This window comes from Corallococcus caeni (assembly GCF_036245865.1).
Lineage (GTDB): Bacteria > Myxococcota > Myxococcia > Myxococcales > Myxococcaceae > Corallococcus > Corallococcus caeni.
The window spans coordinates 744134-764788 of record NZ_BTTW01000003.1; the positions used below are offsets into that span (position 1 = coordinate 744134).

A 20655-nucleotide genomic window follows, 5' to 3' on the forward strand; every position below is an offset into this window, starting at 1 on the left:
CTTTACTCCCCCGCGCCCGTCCACTACGAGAAGCCTGATGAAGAACGGCTTCTGCTGGTACGAGCTCAGGACCTCCCGGCCCGACGAGGCGCGGCGCTTCTATTCGAACGTGCTGGGAACGCCCTTCGTGGGGGAACTCTCCCTCCTGCCGGAGGCCGCCGCGACCCGGGGCGCGCCCAGTCATTGGCTGGGCCATATCGACGTTCCCGACCTGGAGTCCTCCGTGCAGCGCCTCATCGCGCAGCGCGCCGAGCGGCTGGGCCCGCCGCGCACGTCCGCCGAAGGCATCCCGTCGACCGTGCTGAGGGATCCGTTCGGCGCCGTGGTCGCGTTGACGTCACGGGCAGGGCATCCGACGCACGCGGAGCTGGCGTGGCATGAGCTGCATACGCGCGACCAGGAGCGCGCCATCGCGCTCTACCGCGGCTTGTTCGGCTGGCGGCCCACCGAAGCGCTCCAGCTGTCCCCCGAAGTCGGGACCTATCAGCAGTTCACCTGGCGCGAGGACATGCGAAGCGTGGGCGCGGCGTGCGGCACCGCGCGCCTCCCCCACATCCATCCGCACTGGCTCTTCTACTTCGCGGTCGACGACCTGGACCGCGCGCTCACGGCGGTCGAAGCCGGCGGAGGGCTCGTGGCCAACGGCACGCACGTCATGCCGGACGGCTCACGTGTCGCGGCCTGCGAGGATCCACAGCGGGCCGCGTTCGGCCTGCGCCAGCTCCCGTAGCGACGCCTCCCATGGACGAATGGGGTAGATTCGGGCTCCCCCCGGAGGCCTCCCATGACCGCCCCTCTGCCGACGCTGGAACGCCTTCCTCGCGGAGCGCTCACGCTGTTCCGCATCCGCGCGCTCCTGCGCATGGGCATCTACGGGGCGCTCACGTTCGCCGTGGCGCTGGGCCTGCGCTTCGCGGGCAACGAGCACTGGCCGTTCCTGCTGCCGTGCGCGGTGGTGCTGGGGCTGAGCGTGTTGACGGCGTGGTACCCGCAGCGAGCGCACGAGCGCTGGGGCTGGGCGCTGCGCGAGCACGACCTGGTCATCTCCCATGGCGTGCTCCTGCGGGAGGTGGTGTCCATCCCGGCGGGCCGCATCCAGCACGTGGACGTGCACCAGGGGCCCATCGAACGGTCGCTGGGGCTCGCGCGGCTTCAGATCTACACGGCGGCGGGCAGCGGCGCGGACGGGGAGATCCCGGGCCTGGCCCGGGAGACGGCGGATGCCCTGCGCGAGCGGTTGGTGCGGCGCGAGGCCGACGATGTCGTCTGAGCCGGTGGTGGCGCTGGCTTCCGCGGAGGAGGTCCCGTGGAAGCGGCTGAGCGCGAAGGCTCCGCTCGCGGCGCTGGTGCCCCTGTCGGGCACGATTGGCCGCATGCTGCTGGGCGCGCTGCTGCCCACGTACTTCGCCGGTGACCGCGGCCTGCCGGTGGTCCTCTGGGTGATCGTCCTGAGCATCGCGACGCTCATGCTCGCCGCCGGGCTCTACGAGGTGGCCACGCTGAGCTACCGCGTGGTGGGCGCCCAGCTTGAGATCCGCTCCGGCATCTTCACGCGCACCTCGCGCTTCATCGAAGCCGCGCGCGTGCAGAACACGGAGGTGGTGCAGCCCTTCGTGTCGAAGCTGTTGGGGCTGGTGGAGGTGAAGGTGGAGACGGCCTCCGGAGGCAAGGCGGACGGCCACCTGCGAGGCCTGACGCCGGAGGATGCGCAGGCGCTGATCCACACACTCCAGGCGGTGCGCCGAGAAGGCGCGGCGGCGGTGCTCCTGCCCGGCGAAGCCGCCCCGGAGGAGCGCGTGCTCTCCGAGGCCCACCTGGGAGGCCTGCTGCTCTACGGCGCGACCGCCCTGGGCCTGGGTGTGCTCGCGGTGGTGCTGGGCGCGTTGCATGAAATCACCGAGACCTTCCACAAGCTGCTGCTGCCGTGGATGGAGGCGCACTGGGAAGCGCTGGCGGCGCCGGGCATGGGGTGGGTGGCCGCGACGGTGGCGGCGCTCGTGGGGCTGTTCGGGCTGTGGCTGGTGAGCGGGGCGCGGGCGGTGCTGCGGTTCCACGGCTTCCGGCTGGTGGACACGGGCACGCACCTGCGCGCGGTGGGCGGGCTCATCACCCGGCGGCAGGTGACGGTGCGGCGGGCCCGCATCCAGCAGGTGGTGCTGGATGAACCGCTCCTGCGCCGCACGCTGGGCTTCGGTTCGGTGGAGGTGGAGACGGCGGGCGTCCGCACGGGCAAGGAGTCCGCGGACCGCGCGGAGCTGCTGGTGCCGGTGGTGCCCACGGCCCGCATGCCGGAGCTGCTGCGGGAGTTCGTCCCGGAGCTGCCCGACGCCATCGCCGCCCTGCCCCTCCAGGGAGCCCATCCCAAGGCGCTGCTGCGAGCGCGGATCCGCGCGGTGGGCCTGAGCGTGCTGGTGGCCGCGCCCGCGACCTGGTTCTGGGGAGCCTGGGGCGCGGTGGCGTGGCTCCTGCTGCCCGCGCAGCTGCTGGGCGCGTGGTTCGACTGGCGCTTCCAGGGGTGGCTCGTGACGGAGGCGCTGGTGGTGGTGCGCCAGGGCTTCTGGCGCAGGCGCACGACGGTGGTGCAGCGCGCCCGCATCCAGTCCGTCCGCGCCAGACAGGGCCCCCTGGAGCGGGGCTACGGTATCGCGCACGTGCGCATCGACGTGGCGGGCTCACACGTCATCCTGCCGAGCGTGGGCTGGACGGAGGCCCAGTCGCTCATCGACGTGCTTCCCGCGCGACGGCCTACGCGGCACGCGCCCCCCGCCAGGCTCCCGGACGCATCGCAACCGGAAGTCAGCGCCCACTGCCCCCCAGCGCCTTCATCCCGATGACGACCGCCACGGCACCCGCGTCCGGAATGCCCTTCGCGCGCTCGCCCAGGTAGCTGGCGCGGCCCAGTCGCGGAGACATGCTCGCGGTGTCCTGCGCGCCCTGCTCCGCCGCGCGCGTCGCCTCCGCCCACGCCTCACCGGGTGACTTTCCCTCGCGAACGGCGCGCGTGAACGCCACCGCCGCCGGGTGCAGCGCGTCCACCATGGTCCGGTCTCCCGGCCGCGCGCCGCCCAGCTCCGACACCGCTTCGACCCCCACCTCGAAGGCCTTGGCCCAGGCCGCCGTATCCACCGGCCTGTTCGCCAGGTAGCGCGCCGCCCGGAGCAACGCCGTCGCGTAGAACGGCCCGGAGCTGCCGCCGATGTTCCGGCGCAGCGCCTGCCCCAGCTCCGTCAACGCACCCGCCGGCGTGGCCCACGCCCGCTCCGGCAGCGCGCGGATGGCCGCCGCGCCTCGCGCCAGACTCAGCCCCAGATCGCCGTCCCCGGCCTGGCTGTCCAGCTCCGTCAGCCGCGCCTCGGCGGCGTCCCACGCGTCCGCCACCGCCAGCGCCGCCGCGCGCACCCGCGCCATCACCGGCTGGGGCTTCGGGTGGCCCTCCACGGTCGGGAGCGCACCGCGCGCGGTCACCACCTTTCGCTGCAGGACCACCTGCCCACGCCCCGGCCAGGCCGGGGCCTCCGTGGGCGCATCCAGCCTCGCGAGCCGCGCGTCATCCACCTTCAACAGCGTCAGCGAGCACCCCGGCATCTCCAGCGCCGACAGGAACGTGCCCTGCCACGCCCGCTCCACCTTCAGGCCCCGCTCCGCCAGGAACGCCAGCGCCCGGCGCGTCATGATGGCCAGCTCCATGGGCGGCGTGCCTCCCAGCCCGTTGACCATCAACGCCACGCGGTCACCCCGGCCCAGCTCGCGGTCCTCCACGATGACCGACAGCAACGTGTCCACCAGCGCGTCCGCGGGCTGGTGCGCCACGCGGCGCACGCCCTGCTCGCCGTGGATGCCCAGGCCCAGCTCCACCTCTCCCTCCCCCAGCGTGAAGCCCGGCCGGCCCGCCGCCGGCACCGTGCACGGCCCCAGCGCCACGCCCATGCTGCCCAGCCCCGCCGCCGCCTCCGTCGCCTCGCGCGCCACCTGCGCCAGCGACGCCCCCGCCGCCGCGGCGGCCCCCGCCACCTTGTGCACCAGCACCACGCCCGCGATGCCCCGGCGCCGCTCGGGCTCCACCGTCTCCCTCAGCGCCACGTCATCCGCCACCACCACCACTTCCGTGGGGATCCCCTCCGCCCGCGCCAGCTCCGCCGCGAGCCCGAAGTTGAGCCTGTCGCCCGTGTAGTTCTTCACGATGAGCAGCGCGCCCGCCGTCCCCGCCACCGCGCGGATCGCCGCCAGCACCGCGTCCGCGCTGGGCGACGTGAACACGTCCCCCGCCACCGCCGCGTGCAGCATCCCCGTCCCCACGTAGCCCGCATGCGCCGGCTCGTGCCCGCTGCCTCCACCCGACAGCACCGCCACCTTCCGCGCGCCCAGCGCCGCCGGCACGTCCGAGCGCACCACCACCGTCTCCCCCTCCAGCAACGCCTGCCCCGGAGCGAGCGCCACGAACCCCTCCAACATCTCCTGGACCACTGCGCGCGGCGCGTTGACGAGCTTCTTCACCATCGACTCCTGGGCGGAAGGGAACGGGGACGCAAACGGTGCTCGGCACCCACCCTTCCGCCCCGCCTCCACCCCGTCAAGCCGGACGAAGGGTGCAAGCCCGCCGCCAGATGATTCCGTGACGGAACCCGCTTTCCCATTGACTCCCGGAGTTTTATGAAGATGATTCTCATTATCATTCGCCACATAGCAACTGCTCACGGCGGTCCGGCGCGAAGCGCGTCTGGGCCTGGCCGAGCCCTGTCTGGCATTGCCGGGCGGGGTCGGGGCCGACGTGTGTCTGGATTCAGGTGATTGTCTTGAGAGCTCCATCCCCCGCCGCGCGAGAGCGCCCGCTGTTGTGGCTGCTGGCCGCGGTGCAGTTCACCCACGTCGTCGACTTCATGATGCTGATGCCGCTGGGGCCGCTCTTGATGCAGCGGCTGGGGCTGTCCGCGACGCGGTTCGGAGCGCTGGTGTCCGCGTACACGCTCGCGTCCGCGGCCATGGGCGTCCTGGGCGTGTTCTGGCTGGATCGCCTGGAGCGCAAGCGCACGCTGCTTTTGCTCTACGCGGGCTTCATCGCGGCCACGCTCCTGTGCGGCGCGGCCACCGGGGCCACGGGGCTGCTCATCGCGCGCACCGTGGCCGGGGCCTGCGCGGGGCTGATGGGCGCGGTCGTCATCGCCATCGTCAGCGACGTGGTGCCCGCGGAGCGCCGGGGCCAGGCCATCGGCACCGTGATGACGGCCTACGCCCTGTCCGCCGTGGCGGGCGTGCCGCTGGGCCTGGGCCTGGCGAACCTGGGGGGCTGGCGCTCGCCGTTCATCGCCCTCGCCGCTGTCGCGGGCGCCGTGTGGTTCCTGCTGCTGCGCTTCCTCCCGCACGTGGACGGGCACCTGTCCCAGGCGTCCGGCGCCGGGGCGTCCACCCCGGGCCTCACGCCCCGGCTGGCTCTGGGCTGGGGCCTCACCTTCACGGTGGTGTTCGCCAGCTTCCTGCTCATCCCCTACCTGGGCGCGTTCATGGTGGGCAACGTGGGCCTGTCCCTCACGGACCTGCCATGGGTGTACCTGGCGGGCGGCGCGGCGACGTTCGTGAGCTCTCGCGGGATTGGCCGGATGGCGGACCGCCTGGGCCCGGCGCGCGTGCTGGCGCTCCTGCTGGTCGCCACCATGGGGCCGCACCTGCTCTTCACGCACCTGCCGCCGTCCCCGCTGCCGGTGGTGGCCCTCGTGTTCGTGCTCTTCATGACGCTCACCTCCGGCCGCGCCATCCCCACCATGGCGCTGGTCGCGTCGCGGGTGCCGCCGTCGCTGCGGGGCCGCTACCTCGCGGTCAACATGGCAGCCAGCGACGGCGCCTCCGGGCTCGCCGCGTGGATGGGCGGCCTGGTGCTCAGCACCGCGCCGGACGGCACGCTCCTCGGCTTCGCGCGGCTGGGCTGGCTGGCGGTGGGCGTGTCCGCGCTCGCGCTCGGTCTCTTGTGGTCCTTCGCGGGCCGCGCCGTGCGGCTGGACGTTTCGCCCGCGCCCTGAATCCCTCTCAACCCCTCACCAGGACCCGCCATGTCCCAGACAGCACCGCGTCACCCGTCCCTGCCCCGCCCCATCGTGGGTGACATCAAGCTGGAGCGCTCCAACCAGTTGCTCGCCGAGGCCCGCCGGTGGGTCCCCGGCGTCACCCAGACGATGATGAAGAAGCCGGACCACTTCGCCCCCGGCGACTTCCCCGTGTTCCTCGCGAAGGGCCATGGCGCGCTGGTGGAGGACGCGGACGGGCAGGAATACATCGACTACATCCAGGCGCTGGGCGCCAACATGCTGGGCCACAACCACCCGGCCGTCACGGAGACCCTCCGCAAGCACCTGGCGGAAGGCATCATCCACTCGCTGCCCACGCCGGTGGAGGTGTCCTCCGTGAAGGCGCTGGTGGAGGTGATTCCGGGCGCGGAGATGGCCCGCTTCTTCAAGACGGGCGCGGACGCCACCTCCGCCGCCGTGCGCCTGGCGCGCCACCTCACCGGGCGCGAGCACATCGTCACCGTCGGATACAACGGCTGGCACGACCACTTCATGTACGACACCCCGGGCGTGCCCCCGACGGTGGCGAAGCTCACCACCCGGCTGCCCCTCTTCACGCCTCCGGACGAGGTCGGGCTCATCATGCACCTGGAGCAGCACGGTCCCCAGCTGGCGTGCCTGCTCCTGGCCCTCCCGTACAACCGCACCCTCACGCGCGAGTTCCTCCTCCGGGTGAAGGAGATCTGCGCGAAGCACGGCGTGATGTTCGTCCTGGATGAAGTCGTCACCGGCTTCCGCCTGGCCCTGGGCGGCGCGCAGCAATACTTCGACGTGCGGGCGGACTTCGTCACCCTGTCCAAGGGCATCGCCGCGGGCATGCCCCTGTCCGCCATCGCGGGCCCGGAGAAGTACCTCTCCCGCCTGAGCGAGCTCCAGGTGTCCACCACCTTCGGCGGCGAGATGCTCTCCCTGGCCGTATGCGAGGCCGTCATCGGCGAGTACCGCCGCACGAACTACATCGAGCACATCGCCAGCCTGGGCCGCCGCCTGCGCGACGGCGTCAACGCCCACGCGCGGGAGACGGGCTCCACGCTGGAGGTCATCGGCTACGACGCCGTGCCCTTCTTCCGCTTCAGCCACGTCATCCCCGAGCACATCGAGAAGATGATCCCCTTCCAGGCCGGCATGGCCCGCCGGGGCGTCCTCCTCCGCCGCGACCTCAACTTCATCAGCGCCGTGCACACCGTGGAGCAGATCGATCACACCATCGCCGCCGCCGGCGAGGTGCTCCGTGAACTGTCCGCGCGCTCCAAGGCCAGCGCCGCCTGAGTCTTGACAGGAATTCATGACCATGGCACTTCCTGATCATGAAAATGAGAACCGTTCTCATCTTCATCCAGACAATCCGGGCGAGCGGGTGATGTCTTCAATGACAGGGCACGCGGTGGTGACGGGCGCGGCGCAAGGCATTGGCGCCGCGGTGGCGCGCAAGCTGGCGCGCACCCTGCCTGTCGCGGTGTTCGACCAGAACGCCGCCGGGTTGGAGCTGCTGGTGGCGGAGCTGCGCCAGCAGGGCCTGAAGGCCACCGCGTTCCCGGTGGACGTGCGGGACAAGGACGGCATCGAGGACGCCATCGGGCACATCGAGTCCAGGCTGGGCCCCATCCAGGTGCTGGCCAACGTGGCGGGCATCCTGCGCGTGGGCTCGGTGCTCACGCAGGGCGACGAGGACTGGATGTCCACGTTCGCGGTCAACACCCACGGCGTGTTCCACGTCTCGCGCGCGGTGGCGAAGCACATGGTGCCTCGGCGCTCCGGCGTCATCGTGACGGTGGGCTCCAACGCGGCCCGCGTGCCGCGCATGCAGATGGCGGCCTACGCGGCGTCCAAGGCCGCCTCCACCATGTTCACCCGATGCCTGGGGCTGGAGCTGGCCCAGCACGGCATCCGCTGCAACGTCGTGTCCCCCGGCTCCACCGACACCGCCATGCAGCGGGGCATGTGGACGGATGACTCCGGCCGCGAGGCCGTCATCCTGGGCTCGCTGGACACCTACCGCACGGGCATCCCGCTGCGCCGCATCGCCACGCCGGACGACATCGCGGACGCGGTGGTGTTCCTCGCGTCCGACCAGGCCCGGCACATCACGATGCACGACCTGTGTATCGACGGCGGCGCCACGCTGGGCGTCTAGCCCGCCCGCGACGCCGCCCTTCCCCACCCGCCTTCCCTCCCGGGACGGCCCCCGGTCCCTCCCCGCATCTCCCCGAGTTGAGAATGATTCCTGATACCAAAATCATTGGGCGCCAGCAGGACGCGCGGACGGTGGACGGCGTGGTGGGCGCGCCGGCCGTGGCGCGGGAGCCGGAGGCGCTGTCGGCGCGGCTCCTGCGCGACTACGACGCGGGCGCGTTCTTCTTCGCGTCGCCCCGGCGCACGATGCTGGCGCGCGGCGTGTTCGCCACGGTGCCGGACGCGGGGGGGAGCAGCTCGCTGGACGGTCTGCCGGAGCGCGTGGCCGCGGTGTTGAACGCCTCGCGCGAGGCGGCGCACGACATCCCGGTGGCGGTGGGCGCGGTGCCGTTCGACGGCAGGGTGGCCGCGCAGCTGGTGGTGCCCATGACGATCCAGCGCGCGGGGCCCCTGGTGTTCGACGGGGTCGCTGCCGCGCGCGCTCCCCTGACCGGGCCGTACACGTTGCGGCCCGTGCCGGAGCCCTCCGCGTATCAGGACGGTGTGTCGGCGGCGCTGAAGCTCATGCGTGAGGGGCCGCTGCGCAAGGTGGTGCTGTCTCGGTCGCTGCACGTGGACACGGCGGCGCCCGTGGACCTGCGGCAGCTGCTGCACAACCTGGCCCGGCGCAACCCGCATGGGTACACCTTCGCGGTGGACCTGCCGCAGCGCGCGGACGCGGCCCCCGGCGCGGGTCGGCGCACGCTCATCGGCGCGAGCCCGGAGCTGCTGGTGGCGCGCTCGGGGCTCCAGGTCCTGGCAAATCCGCTGGCGGGCTCCGCGGCGCGCAGCGCGGATCCGGTGGAGGACCAGGCGCGGGCCACGCGGCTGATGGCGTCGCCCAAGGACCTGCACGAGCACGCGGTCGTCATCGACGCGGTGGCGGAGGCCCTGCGGCCCTTCTGCAGGACGCTGGACGTGCCCAAGGGCCCGTCGCTCGTGAGCACGCAGACGATGTGGCACCTGTCCAGCCGCATCACCGGCGAGCTGATGGATCCGTCCATCACGTCGCTGACGCTGGCGCTGGCCATGCACCCCACCCCGGCGGTGTGCGGCCACCCGACGGCGCTGGCGCACGCGGCCATCGGGAACCTCGAACCGGTCCACCGCGGCTACTACACGGGCACCGTGGGCTGGTGCGACGCGAACGGCGACGGGCAGTGGGCCGTCACCATCCGCTGCGCGGAGGCCGACGAGCGCACCCTGCGGCTGTTCGCGGGCGCGGGCATCGTCGTGGGCTCCACGCCGGAGGCGGAGCTCGCGGAGACCGAGGCCAAGTTCCGCACCATGCTCCAGGCCATGGGCCTGGGCCTGGAGGCGCAGCCGTGAGCACCGCGCGCGGAGACCGAGGCCAGGTTCCGCACCATGCCGCAGGCCATGGGCCTGGGCCTGGAGGTGCAGCCGTGAGCACCGCGCGCGAACACCTGCCCGGCTGCCCCACCTGGCCGGAGGACTTCGCCCGGCGCTACCGCGAGGCGGGCTACTGGCGGGGGGAGACCTTCGGCCAGCTGCTGCGCGACCGCGCCCGGGACTTCGGGACGCGCGTGGCGCTGGTGGGCGGCGCGCACCGCTGGACGTACGCGGAGCTGGACGCGCGCGTGGACCGCCTGGCCGCGGGCCTCCATGCGCTGGGCATCCGTTCGCGCGACCGCGTGGTGGTGCAGCTGCCCAACGTGCCGGAGTTCTACGAGGTCATCTTCGCGCTGTTCCGCATGGGCGCGCTGCCGGTGTTCGCGCTGCCGGCGCACCGCGCGTCGGAGATCGGCTACTTCTGCGCCTTCACGGAGGCCGTCGCCTACGTCATCCCGGACCGCTTCGGTGGCTTCGACTACCGGGGGCTCGCGGAGCAGGTGAAGGCCTCCACGCCCACGCTCCAGCACGTGCTGGTGCTGGGTGACGCTGGGAGCCACACCGCGCTGGCGTCCGTCGCCAGGGAACCCGTGACGCTGGAGGGGCCGTCGCCGTCGGACGTGGCGTTCTTCCAGCTGTCCGGTGGCAGCACCGGCGTGCCCAAGCTCATTCCGCGCACGCACGACGACTACCTCTACAGCCTGCGCGCCAGCGTGGACGTGTGCCGGTTCTCGCGGGACACGGTGTACCTGTGCGCGCTGCCCGCGGCGCACAACTTCCCGCTCTCCTCGCCCGGCGTGCTGGGCACCTTCTACGCGGGCGGCACGGCCGTGATGGCGCTGAGCCCCAGCCCGGACGTCGCCTTCCCGCTCATCGAACGCGAGCGCGTCACCGTCACCGCGCTGGTGCCGCCGCTGACCATGGTGTGGCTGGACTCGACGCTGGCGAAGAAGCACGACCTGTCCAGCCTGGAGGTCCTCCAGGTGGGCGGTGCCCGGCTGAGCGACGAGGCCGCCGCGCGCGTGCGCCCCACGCTGGGCTGCGGACTCCAGCAGGTCTTCGGCATGGCCGAGGGCCTGGTGAACTACACGCGGCTGGACGACCCGGAGACGCGCATCGTCACCACGCAGGGCCGCCCCATGTCGGACGCGGACGAGTTGCGCGTGGTGGACGACGACGACGTGCCGGTGGCTCCCGGCGAGACGGGCCACCTGCTCACGCGCGGGCCGTACACCATCCGCGGCTACTACAAGGCGGAGGCGCACAACGCGAAGGCCTTCACCCCGGACGGCTTCTACCGCACGGGCGACCTGGTGCGCCTGACGCCCGAGGGCAACCTCGTGGTGGAGGGGCGCGCGAAGGATCAGATCAACCGAGGCGGCGACAAGGTCGCGGCGGAGGAGGTGGAGAACCACCTGCTCGCGCACCCCTCCGTCAGCGACGCCGCGGTGGTCGCCATCCCGGACAAATTCCTGGGCGAGCGCACCTGCGCCGTCGTCATCCCTCGCGGCGAGGCCCCCGCCCCCTCCGCGCTCAACGCCTTCCTGCGCCAGCGCGGCCTGGCGTCGTTCAAGATCCCCGACCGCATCGAGTTCGTCGCGGCCTTCCCGCAGACGGGCGTCGGCAAGGTCAGCAAGAAGGCGCTGCGCGACAGCCTGCGCCAGTCCCTCTCCCCCCCTTCTCCCTGAAACAGGAGCCCTCCATGGCACTGCCTGCCATTGCCCCCTATTCGATGCCCGGCGCGGCGGAGCTGCCGCGGAACAAGATTGCGTGGACGCCGGAGCCCCGGCGCTGCGTCCTGCTCATCCACGACATGCAGCGCTACTTCGTGGACGCCTTCACGCAGGGCCAGTCCCCGGTGACGGACCTGGTGGCCAACATCCAGCGCCTGCGCGCGCACGCGGTGAAGCTGGGCATCCCCGTCGTCTACTCCGCGCAGCCGGGAGACCAGACGCCGGAGCAGCGCGGCCTCCAGCTGGACTTCTGGGGCCCGGGCGTCCGCGCCGGCCTGAAGCAGCAGATCATCGAAGCGCTGGCCCCGGCGGAGGGCGACACCGTCCTCACCAAGTGGCGCTACAGCGCGTTCCGCAACACGCGCCTGATGGACCTGATGCGCGAGCAGGGCCGCGACCAGCTCATCATCTGCGGCATCTACGCGCACATCGGCTGCCTCCAGACGGCCAGCGACGGGTCCATGAGCGAGGTGCGCCCGTTCCTCGTCGCGGACGCGGTGGCGGACTTCTCGCTGGAGAAGCACCGGCTGGCGCTCGACTACGCCTCGCAGCTGGTCGCGTTCGTCACCTCCACGCAGCAGCTCATCGACGCCATGCCGGTGAAGGAGGCCGCCCCGTCCGTGGACCGCGAGCAGCTTCGCGCGGACGTGGCGGAGCTGCTCATGGAGTCCGCGTCGGCGATTGGCGAGGACGACAACCTGCTGGAGCGCGGCATGGACTCCATCCGCCTGATGAGCTTGGTGGAGCGCTGGCGGCAGGGCGGCACGGAGGTGTCCTTCGTGGAGCTCGCGGAGAAGCCCACGCTCACCGACTGGTACGCGCTGCTCGCCGCGAAGCAGCCTGTCTCGCTGGCCCCTGGCGCTCGCGCCTCCTAGCCCCCCGGAGTTCCCTGTCATGCGCCCTCCATCCCAGGACCACCGCCCGCTGACCGCGGCCCAGCACGGCATCTGGGTGGGGCAACAGCTCGACCCGCGGAGCCCCGTCTACAACGCCGGGGAGTGCATCGAACTCCGGGGCGCCGTGGATCCGACGTGCTTCGAGTCCGCCCTTCGCAAGGCGGTGGCGGACGCGGACGCGCTGCACTCGCGCTTCGTCGCGGGCGCGGAAGGGCCGGCCCAGCGCATCGACGCGGGGACGGACTGGACGCTCCAGCGCGTGGACCTGAGTGGTGAGGCCGATCCCTGGGCCGCCGCGCAGGAGTGGATGTGGAGGGACCTGGGCCGCACGGTGGACCTGGAAACGGGGCCTCTGTTCGCGCAGGCGCTGCTCACCGTGGGGCCGGAGCGGTCCTTCTGGTTCCAGCGCATCCACCACATCGCCATGGATGGCTATGGGTTCTCGCTGCTCGCCCGGCGGGTGGCGGAACTCTACACGGCGGAGGTGACGGGCAAGGCCGCGCCGGCGGGGTTCAGCCGGCTGGGGCCCGTGCTGGACGAGGACGTCGCGTACCGGAGCGGTCCCCAGCTCCAGAAGGACCGCGACTTCTGGGTGGGGCGCTTCGAGGACGCGCCGGTGCCCCCGCTGCTCGCGGAGACGGCTCCCATGTCGTCGCGCTTCCTGCGGCGCTCGGAGCACCTGCGGCCGGAGTTGATGGCGGCGCTTCAGGCGGGCGCGAAGCAGGCGGGCGTGAGCTGGTCCGACCTGGTGCTGGCGGTGACGGCCAGCTACCTGCACCAGCGCACGGGCGCGGCGGAGGCCGTGCTGGGCCTGCCGGTGATGGGGCGCCTGGGTTCGGCGTCCCTGCGCGTGCCGTGCATGGCCATGAACATCGTGCCGCTGCGCATCGCCGTCCGGCCGGACGCCGGGCTGTACGCGCTGGCTCGTGACGTGGCGGCGGAGATGAAGGCCGCCCGTCCGCACCTGCGATATCGCTACGAGCAGCTGCGCCGCGACCTGCGCCTCGTGGGTGGGCAGCGCAAGCTGTTCGGCCCCGTCGTGAACATCATGCCGTTCGACTACGCCCTGGACTTCGCGGGCGTGCCGGGCACGGCGCACAACATCTCCGCGGGCCCGGTGGAGGACCTGTCGTTCGGCTTCCATGCGCGGTCGGGTGGGACGGGCCTGCGCATGGACCTGGACGCGAACCCGGCCTGCTACACGGAGGCCGCGCTCGAGGAGCATCAGCGAGGGTTCCTCCACCTGCTGGAGTCATTGCTCGCGCAGCCTGAGCGGCCGGTGCGGCGCTCCGCGACCGGCACGGTGGGCTCCGTGCTGGATGGCGGGCCGGTGCCGATGGCGCGCCCGGTGCTGGAGCTGCTGAAGGCCCAGGCCGACATCCGGCCGGACGCGGTCGCGCTGGAGCACGGCCGTTGGCGGATGACCTACCGCGAGCTGGTGACGGCGTCGCAGGCGCTGGCGGCGCGGCTGGTGGAAGCGGGCGTGCGGCCCGACACGGCGGTGGCGGTGCAGGTCCCCCGGGGCATCGACGCCATCGTGTCCAGCCTGGGGGTCCTGTTCGCTGGAGCGGGCTATCTGCCCATCGATCCGGCCGGCCCGGCCACGCGCAACGCGGCCATCCTCCAGGACGCGCGGCCCGCCGTGATGCTGGTGTCCGAGCGTCCATCCCCCGACACGGATCCGACCGCGCCGGGTGTCCTCGTCGTGCAGCGGCTGGAGTCGCGTGACGCCTTCGCGCCCGATTCGACGGAGAACGCCAGCCTGGGGACATCCGCTGACAACAGCACGTCCACCGGGAAGGCATCGGCCACGGCAGTGGACCTCACTGCCGAGCTGGGAGCACGCGATAGCGCCGAAGCCCGGCTCGACAGCGCGTCCGCGGGGAGGGGGCCTTCCACCTCGGTGGAGTCCGTTGCCCAGCGGTCGGAGGCACGCGATAGCGCCGAGGCCCGGCTCGCCTATGTCATCTACACGTCCGGCTCCACGGGTCAGCCCAACGGCGTGCAGATTTCTCACGGGGCGCTGGCGCACTTCGTCGCGGGCGCGACGCAGCGGTACGGCGTCGGTCCCGAGGACCGGGTGCTCCAGTTCGCCCCGCTTCACTTCGATGCCAGCGTGGAGGAGATCTTCGTCACGCTGTGCGCGGGCGCGCGGTTGGTGCTGCGCACCGACGAGATGCTCCAGTCGGTGCCTCGACTCATGGAGGCTTGCACGGAAGCGGGCATCACCCTGCTCGACCTGCCCACCGCCTTCTGGCACGAGCTGGCCTACAGCCTGTCCACCGGCGCCGCCCGGCTGCCCGACGCCCTCCGCACCGTCATCATCGGCGGTGAGGCGGCGCTGCCGGAGCGCATCGCCCGCTGGCGGGACGTCGCGGGCGACCGCGTGCGACTGCTCAACACCTACGGCCCCACCGAGGCCACCGTCGTCGCCACCGTTGCCGCGCTCGCGGGGCCTGACGCGCTGCCGTCCGGTGACGAGGTCCCCATCGGTCGGCCGCTTCCGGGCGTCGTCGCCGCGGTCGTCACGCCGCAGGGCCGGCTGGCCGCCGTCGGCAAGGAGGGCGAGCTGTGCCTCATGGGCGGCGCGCTCGCTCGCGGCTACCTGGGCCGCCCGGAGCTGGATGCCGCCCGCTTCACCCGGCTGGATGCGATGGCGGGAGCGCCCCGCGCCTACCGCACCGGCGACAAGGTACGCGTGCGCGACGACGGCCAGCTCGTGTTCGTCGGCCGGGTGGACGACGAGTTCAAGATCAGCGGCCACCGCATCGACCCGGGCGAAGTCGAAACCGTGTTGCTGAAGTACCCCGGTGTCCGTGAGGCCGCCGTCGTCGGTCAGGTGCTGCCGGGTGGGTCGCGCCGGCTGTGCGCGCACCTGGTGGCCTCCCCCGAGCCCTCGCCGGCGGAGCTGCGCAAGCACCTGCTCGCGGCGCTCCCCGCCCCCATGGTGCCCGGCGCCTTCGCCTTCGCGGAGCGGCTGCCGCGCACCAGCACCGGGAAGATCGACCGCAACGCCCTCAAGCACACGCTGCCTCCGGACGAGAGCGCCGCGCTGCTCGCCTCCGCGACGCCCATGGAGCGCACGGTGCTGGAGGTCTGGGAGCAGGTGCTGGGCCGCGCCGCCACGTCGCTCCAGGACGACTTCTTCGAGCTGGGCGGCCAGTCCCTCCAGAGCATCCAGGTGGCCAACCGGCTGGGCATCGCCATGGGGCGCGAGATCCCCGTGGCCACCGTCTTCAAGCACCCCACCGTGTCCGGCCTCGCGCAGGCGCTCCAGGGTGGAAGCACTGGCGGCGCGGAGCCCGGTGGCCTCACGCCCGCGATGCTCGCGGACGCGGAGCTGGGCGAGGACGTCGTCCCCTCCACCACCGCCGAGGCCTGGGCTCGCGAGCCGCCGCGCCAGGGCTTCCGACAGGTCCTGCTCACGGGCGCCACCGGCTTCGTCGGCGCGCACCTGCTCCACCAGCTCCTGACCCGGACGGACGCGCGCATCCTCTGCCCCGTGCGCGCGAAGGACGAGGCGCAGGGCATGGAGCGGCTGCGCTCGGCGCTGGCTGGGCAGAAGCTGCCCGTGACGGGACTGGAGGCGCGGGTGCTCGCGCTGCCGGCGGACCTCTCCCGGCCCCTGCTGGGCCTGGACGCCGCGCGCTTCCGCGGGCTCGCCGCCGAGTGCGACGCCGTCATCCACAACGCCGCCGTGGTCAGCGTCGTGCGCGAGTACGGCAGCCTCCAGGGCGTCAACGTGCGCGGCACCCGCGAGCTGCTGAAGCTGGCCGCCGCCGTCCGCCCGAAGCCCTTCCACTACGTGTCCACCCTCGCGGTGGCGCCGCAGGCGAACCTGGCTCCGGACGTGCCGGAGGCCTTCGTCCCCGCGCACCCCGGACTGCGCGACGGCTACCAGCAGAGCAAGTGGATCGCGGAGCGGCTGGTGCAGCAGGCGTCGGAGCGCGGACTGCCCGCGACGGTGTACCGCCTGGGCCGCGTGGTGGGCGCGCCCGACACCGCGATCGTCAACACGCAGGACCTGGTGTGGCGCATCGTGCTCGCGGGCTTGCCGGTCCGCGCCCTGCCTCTGCTGGACGTGGGCGAGGTGTGGACGCCGGTGGACTTCGTCGCCAGCGCCATCGTCCAGCTCGCGCGCGCGTCGCATCCGGGCGCGGTGTTCAACGTGACGCCGGCGGCGGAGGTCCGCCTGTCGGAGCTGTTCGGCTGGGTGCGCGACTACGGCTACCCGCTGGACCTGTGCCCCGTGCCGGAATGGCGTGACCGCGTCGCGAAGGGCGCTGGCGGCCACGACGCCACGCTCGCGTTCTTCGACCTGCGCGGCGGGGACTCCACGCCGGCCTTCGGCCTGGGCCCCATCCGCTGCGAACGGCTGCTGGCCGCGCTGGAGCGCACCGACGTCCGCTGCCCTCCCACCGACCGGGAGCTCCTCCACCGCTACCTCGACTCCTGCGTCGCGCAGGGAATCCTGCCCCCGAAAGTGACGGCGCTCCCGTGACGAATCCCTCCTGGTCCCCCTCCTCCTGGCGCGCGAAGCCAGCGCGCTACCTCCCCGACGACTACCCGGACCCCGCGGCCCTGGCGCGCGTGGAGGCGGAGCTGGCGCGCATGCCGCCCCTGGTGCACGCCGAGGAGACCCGCCGCCTGCGCGAAGCCCTGGGCCAGGTCGCCGAGGGCAAGGCCTTCCTCCTCCAGGGCGGCGACTGCGCGGAGAGCTTCAAGGAGTTCTCCGCGCAGAACGTGCGCGGCACCTTCCAGCTCCTGCTCCAGATGGCGGGCGTGCTCACGTTCGCGGGCGCCTGCCCGGTGGTGAAGGTGGGCCGCATCGCGGGCCAGTTCGCCAAGCCGCGCTCCAACGCCACGGAGACCGTCAACGGCGTCACCCTGCCCAGCTACCGCGGCGACATCATCAACGGCATGGACTTCGACGCCCGCGAGCGCACGCCGGACCCCAAGCGCCTGCTGCGCGCGTACCACCAGTCCGCGGAGACGCTGCAACTGGTGCGGGCCTTCGCGCGCGAGGGCTACACGGACCTGACCCGGTTGCTGGGCCACCGGCCGGAGGCCGAGGGCGCCGTGCGCCCCGTGGACTTCTTCACCAGCCACGAGGCCCTGCTCCTCAACGTCGAACAGGCCATGACCCGCGCCGACGAGGCGACCGGCGGCTGGTACGACACGTCCGCGCACATGCTCTGGATTGGCGAGCGCACCCGCCAACTGGACGGCGGCCACGTGGAGTTCATGCGCGGCATCCAGAACCCCATCGGGCTCAAGTGCGGTCCCACGATGGAGCCGGACGACCTGGTGCGCCTCATCGACACGCTCAACCCCCACGGCATCCCCGGGAAGCTCACGCTCATCGGGCGCTTCGGTTCGGATCAGGTCGCCGCGCGCCTGCCCCGGCTGATGGCCGCCACCCGGCGCCACGGCAGCCCCGTGCTGTGGTCCATCGACCCGATGCACGGCAACACGCACAAGGCCAGCAACGGCTACAAGACGCGCTCGCTGGAGCGGATCCTCGCGGAGGTCATGGGCTTCCTCCAGGTCGCCGCCGCCGAGGGCGTCCACCCCGGCGGCCTCCACCTGGAGATGACCGGCCAGGACGTCACCGAGTGCCTGGGCGGACCGCTGGACGTGTCCGAGGACGACCTCTCCGACCGCTACCACACGCACTGCGATCCGCGACTCAACGCGGATCAGGCGCTCCAGCTCGCGTTCCGCGTCGCGGATGGCCTGCACACCACCGTGCGCGCACCCCAGGACCGCGCGGCCTGACGTGCCTCGCAGCCTTGACACCCCGGATATCGAGCGGCTAAACGTCGCGCCGTTGAAAATGATAACCATTTTCAGAATCGAAATGACGGCGAAGCGGCGGTGGCGATCCCGGGTGGGCGTGGCGCTGCTGTCCTCCGTCTGCTTCGGGGGCCTCGCGCACGCGGGCACGGCGCGAACGGAGGGCTCGGGCGCACCGCCTGCGGCGACGGAGGCACCAGCCGAGCCCGTCATCGAGCTGCCCAAGCTGATCCACACGGTGGAGGCGCCCTACCCCGAGGAAGCGGAGCGCACACAGCTGGAGGCGAACGTGCGCCTGCGCCTGCGCGTGGACACGCAGGGCGTGGTGACCCAGGCGGAGGTGATGGAGCCCGTGGGCCACGGCTTCGACGAGGCCGCGCGCACCGCCGCGCTCCAGTTCCGCTTCACGCCCGCGAAGCGCAACGGCGTCGCGGCGCCCTCACGCGTCACGTACATCTACGTCTTCCAGCTCCCCGGCCGCGCGAAGGCCGTGACCACGACGCCCCCACCCGCCCTGTCCAGCGCCCCGCAAGCCACGGCGTCCGGAGACGAGGCTCCGACCGAGTACCAGGAGGACGTCGAGGTCACCACCGTGGGCGAGACGCGCGCCGAGCGCCGCCGCAAGTCCGCGGAGGCCGTGCAGGTCATCGAGCTGGAGCAGGCCGGCATGGAGACCGCCGACCTGGGCACCGCGCTGTCGCGCGCGGAGGGCGTGGACGTGCGCCGCGCGGGCGGCTTGGGCAGCAGCGCGCGCATCTCCATCGCGGGGCTGTCGGATGATCAGGTGCGCTTCTTCATCGACGGCGTGCCGCTGGAGCTCGCGGGCTACGGCCCCGGCCTGGCGAACGTGCCGGTGAACCTGGTGCAGCAGCTGGAGGTCTACCAGGGCGTGGTGCCCATCCGCTTCGGCGCGGACGTGCTGGGCGGCGCGGTGGAGCTCGTCACCGACCAGGACGTGCGCGGCGCGGGCGTGGCGGCGTCCTATGAGCTGGGCTCCTTCGACACGCACCGCTTCACCGCGAGCGCCCGCCACCTCCAGGAGTCCACCGGCCTGCTGGTGCGCGCGCACGGCTTCTACGACGACGCGCGCAACAACTACCCGGTCAACGTGGAGGTGGCCAACGACCTGGGCAAGCCCGTCCCCGTGGAGGTCCGCCGCTTCCACGACGGCTACCGCGCGGGCGGAGCGAGCATCGAGGCCGGCTTCGTGGACCAGCCCTGGGCCCGGCGCCTGCTCGTGCGCGGCTTCATCAACGCGGCCGGCCGGGACGTGCAGAACGACGTGGACATGGAGTCCCCCTACGGCGAGGTGACCTCGGCCGAGGGCTCCGCGGGCGCCACGCTGCGCTACTCGCGAAGCCACGACGCGGGCGTCACCGTGGACGCGGTGGGCGGGTACACGTTCCGCCGCAACCGGTTCCTCGACCTCGGCACGTGCGCCTACGACTGGTACGGGCGCTGCTTCACCACCCTGCCCCAGCCGGGGGAGATCTCCGAAGGCGGCGTGGAGCGCTACATCAACCAGCACACCGCCTTCGCGCGCCTCCACGCGGCCTGGACGCCCGTGCCCGGCGGCGCGCACACGCTGCGGCTCGCGCTGTCGCCCACCTTCGTCACGCGCTCGGGCGAGGACCGCCGGCTCCAGGCGAACAACGTGCTGGATCCGCTCTCCGCGGGCCGGGGCGTGACGTCGCTGGTGACGGGCCTGGAGTACCAGGTGGAGTCCTTCGACGGGCGGCTGCAGAACATCGCCTTCGTGAAGGACTACCTCCAGGACGTGCGCGCTCAGAAGCTGCTGCCCAGCGCGGAGTTCCTGGACCTGGGCCGGACCGCGCACGAGCTGGGCGTGGGTGACAGCCTGCGCCTGCGCCTCGGCTCCACGCTCAGCGCCAAGGCCTCCTACGAGTGGGCCACGCGGCTGCCACGCCCGGACGAACTCTTCGGTGACGGCCTGCTCATCGAGGACAGCCTGGAGCTCCAGCCGGAGACCAGCCACAACTTCAACCTGGGGCTGGGCTACGTGTCGGAACCTGGCCGCGCCGGAAGCTTCCGCGCCAACGCCGGGGGCTTCGCGCGGCTGGCCGAGCAGCTCATCTTCCTCACCGCCCGGGGGAGCTACTACGCCTACGAGAACGTCGTCTCGGCCCGGTCGCTGGGAGTGCTGGGCGCCGCGGGCTGGACGTCGCCGGGCCGCTACCTGTCCCTGGACGGCAACGCCACGTGGCAGGACCTGCGCAACACGTCCTCCGAGGGCCGCTACGGCGCCTTCCAGGGCCAGCGCCTCCCCAACCGTCCCTACCTCACCGCCAATGGCAGCGCGCAGGGGCGGCTGACCGGCCTGCTGCGCTTCCAGGACGAGCTGCTCGTCACGTGGCGCACGCGCTACGTCGACAGCTTCCTCCTTGCCTGGGAGGGGGTGGGCAGCCAGGACTCCAAGCTGCGCATCGACGCGCAGCTGACGCACGCGCTGGCGCTCACGTACGTGATTCGCGACATGACGACGCGGCTGAGCTGGACGCTGGACTGCCAGAACCTCACCCACGCGCGGACCTTCGACTTCTACGGCGTCCAGCGCCCCGGGCGGGTCATCGCCGCCAAGTTCACGCTGGAGCGCTGAGCGCGCCGCTCCCGGTCTTCGCAGCACCTCCACCC

General features: G+C 72.5%; 13 protein-coding genes. 12 read left to right on the forward strand and 1 reads right to left on the reverse strand.

The genetic code is table 11. From position 1 onward, the window contains the following. The first annotated feature begins 37 nt into the window (after positions 1 to 37). From AABA78_RS17250 to AABA78_RS17260, 3 genes are read left to right on the forward strand one after another with little or no spacing between them, the layout of a single operon-like run. On the forward strand, positions 38 to 730 hold the full coding sequence (locus AABA78_RS17250) for a VOC family protein (RefSeq protein WP_338264127.1): 693 nt from the start codon (positions 38 to 40) through the stop codon (positions 728 to 730). 54 nt (positions 731 to 784) lie between these two features. Continuing rightward, positions 785 to 1270: a PH domain-containing protein gene (locus tag AABA78_RS17255; RefSeq protein WP_338264128.1), complete on the forward strand. Its 486-nt coding sequence runs from the start codon at positions 785 to 787 to the stop codon at positions 1268 to 1270. After that, complete coding sequence (locus AABA78_RS17260; RefSeq protein WP_338264129.1) at positions 1260 to 2834, forward strand: PH domain-containing protein; 1575 nt, start codon at positions 1260 to 1262, stop codon at positions 2832 to 2834. The genes AABA78_RS17255 and AABA78_RS17260 overlap by 11 nt, the downstream gene beginning before the upstream one ends. Here AABA78_RS17260 and AABA78_RS17265 read toward each other — a convergent pair. Further along, a complete protein-coding gene (locus tag AABA78_RS17265; protein ID WP_370469469.1) occupies positions 2797 to 4494 on the reverse strand; it encodes a dihydroxyacetone kinase family protein in 1698 nt (565 codons plus the stop codon). The two genes, AABA78_RS17260 and AABA78_RS17265, sit on opposite strands and share 38 nt — an antisense overlap. A 290-nt stretch (positions 4495 to 4784) precedes the next feature. Between AABA78_RS17265 and mxcK the strand changes: the two genes are divergently transcribed. The 9 genes from mxcK to mxcH all read left to right on the forward strand — a co-directional run bounded on the left by mxcK (position 4785) and on the right by mxcH (position 20620). Further along, a complete protein-coding gene (gene mxcK / locus AABA78_RS17270; protein WP_338264131.1) occupies positions 4785 to 6011 on the forward strand; it encodes a myxochelin export MFS transporter MxcK in 1227 nt (408 codons plus the stop codon). Between the two features lie 30 nt (positions 6012 to 6041). Continuing rightward, positions 6042 to 7325, forward strand: coding sequence for a myxochelin B biosynthesis transaminase MxcL (gene mxcL / locus AABA78_RS17275; protein ID WP_338264132.1), 1284 nt, complete (start codon positions 6042 to 6044; stop codon positions 7323 to 7325). A 91-nt stretch (positions 7326 to 7416) separates the two neighbouring features. Next, positions 7417 to 8190 carry a 2,3-dihydro-2,3-dihydroxybenzoate dehydrogenase gene (locus AABA78_RS17280; protein WP_338264133.1) on the forward strand — a complete coding sequence of 258 codons (774 nt, stop codon included), beginning with the start codon at positions 7417 to 7419 and terminating at the stop codon, positions 8188 to 8190. 83 nt (positions 8191 to 8273) lie between these two features. Then, positions 8274 to 9557 carry an isochorismate synthase DhbC gene (gene dhbC / locus AABA78_RS17285; RefSeq protein ID WP_338264134.1) on the forward strand — a complete coding sequence of 428 codons (1284 nt, stop codon included), beginning with the start codon at positions 8274 to 8276 and terminating at the stop codon, positions 9555 to 9557. Between the two features lie 74 nt (positions 9558 to 9631). Then, positions 9632 to 11266, forward strand: coding sequence for a (2,3-dihydroxybenzoyl)adenylate synthase (locus AABA78_RS17290; RefSeq protein WP_338264135.1), 1635 nt, complete (start codon positions 9632 to 9634; stop codon positions 11264 to 11266). Positions 11267 to 11280: 14 nt separating this feature from the next. Beyond that, the gene (locus tag AABA78_RS17295; RefSeq protein ID WP_338264136.1) at positions 11281 to 12186 is read left to right on the forward strand and encodes an isochorismatase family protein; all 906 of its coding nucleotides are present in this window, start codon (positions 11281 to 11283) and stop codon (positions 12184 to 12186) included. A 19-nt stretch (positions 12187 to 12205) separates the two neighbouring features. After that, positions 12206 to 16708 (forward strand): non-ribosomal peptide synthetase, encoded by a 4503-nt coding sequence (locus AABA78_RS17300; RefSeq protein ID WP_338264137.1) that lies wholly within the window; start codon positions 12206 to 12208, stop codon positions 16706 to 16708. Continuing rightward, positions 16705 to 17985: a 3-deoxy-7-phosphoheptulonate synthase class II gene (locus AABA78_RS17305; protein ID WP_338264138.1), complete on the forward strand. Its 1281-nt coding sequence runs from the start codon at positions 16705 to 16707 to the stop codon at positions 17983 to 17985. Before AABA78_RS17300 ends, AABA78_RS17305 begins: the two co-directional genes overlap by 4 nt. Before the next feature lie 82 nt (positions 17986 to 18067). Next, the gene (gene mxcH / locus AABA78_RS17310) at positions 18068 to 20620 is read left to right on the forward strand and encodes a TonB-dependent siderophore myxochelin receptor MxcH (RefSeq protein WP_338264139.1); all 2553 of its coding nucleotides are present in this window, start codon (positions 18068 to 18070) and stop codon (positions 20618 to 20620) included. The last annotated feature ends 35 nt before the right edge of the window (positions 20621 to 20655 follow it).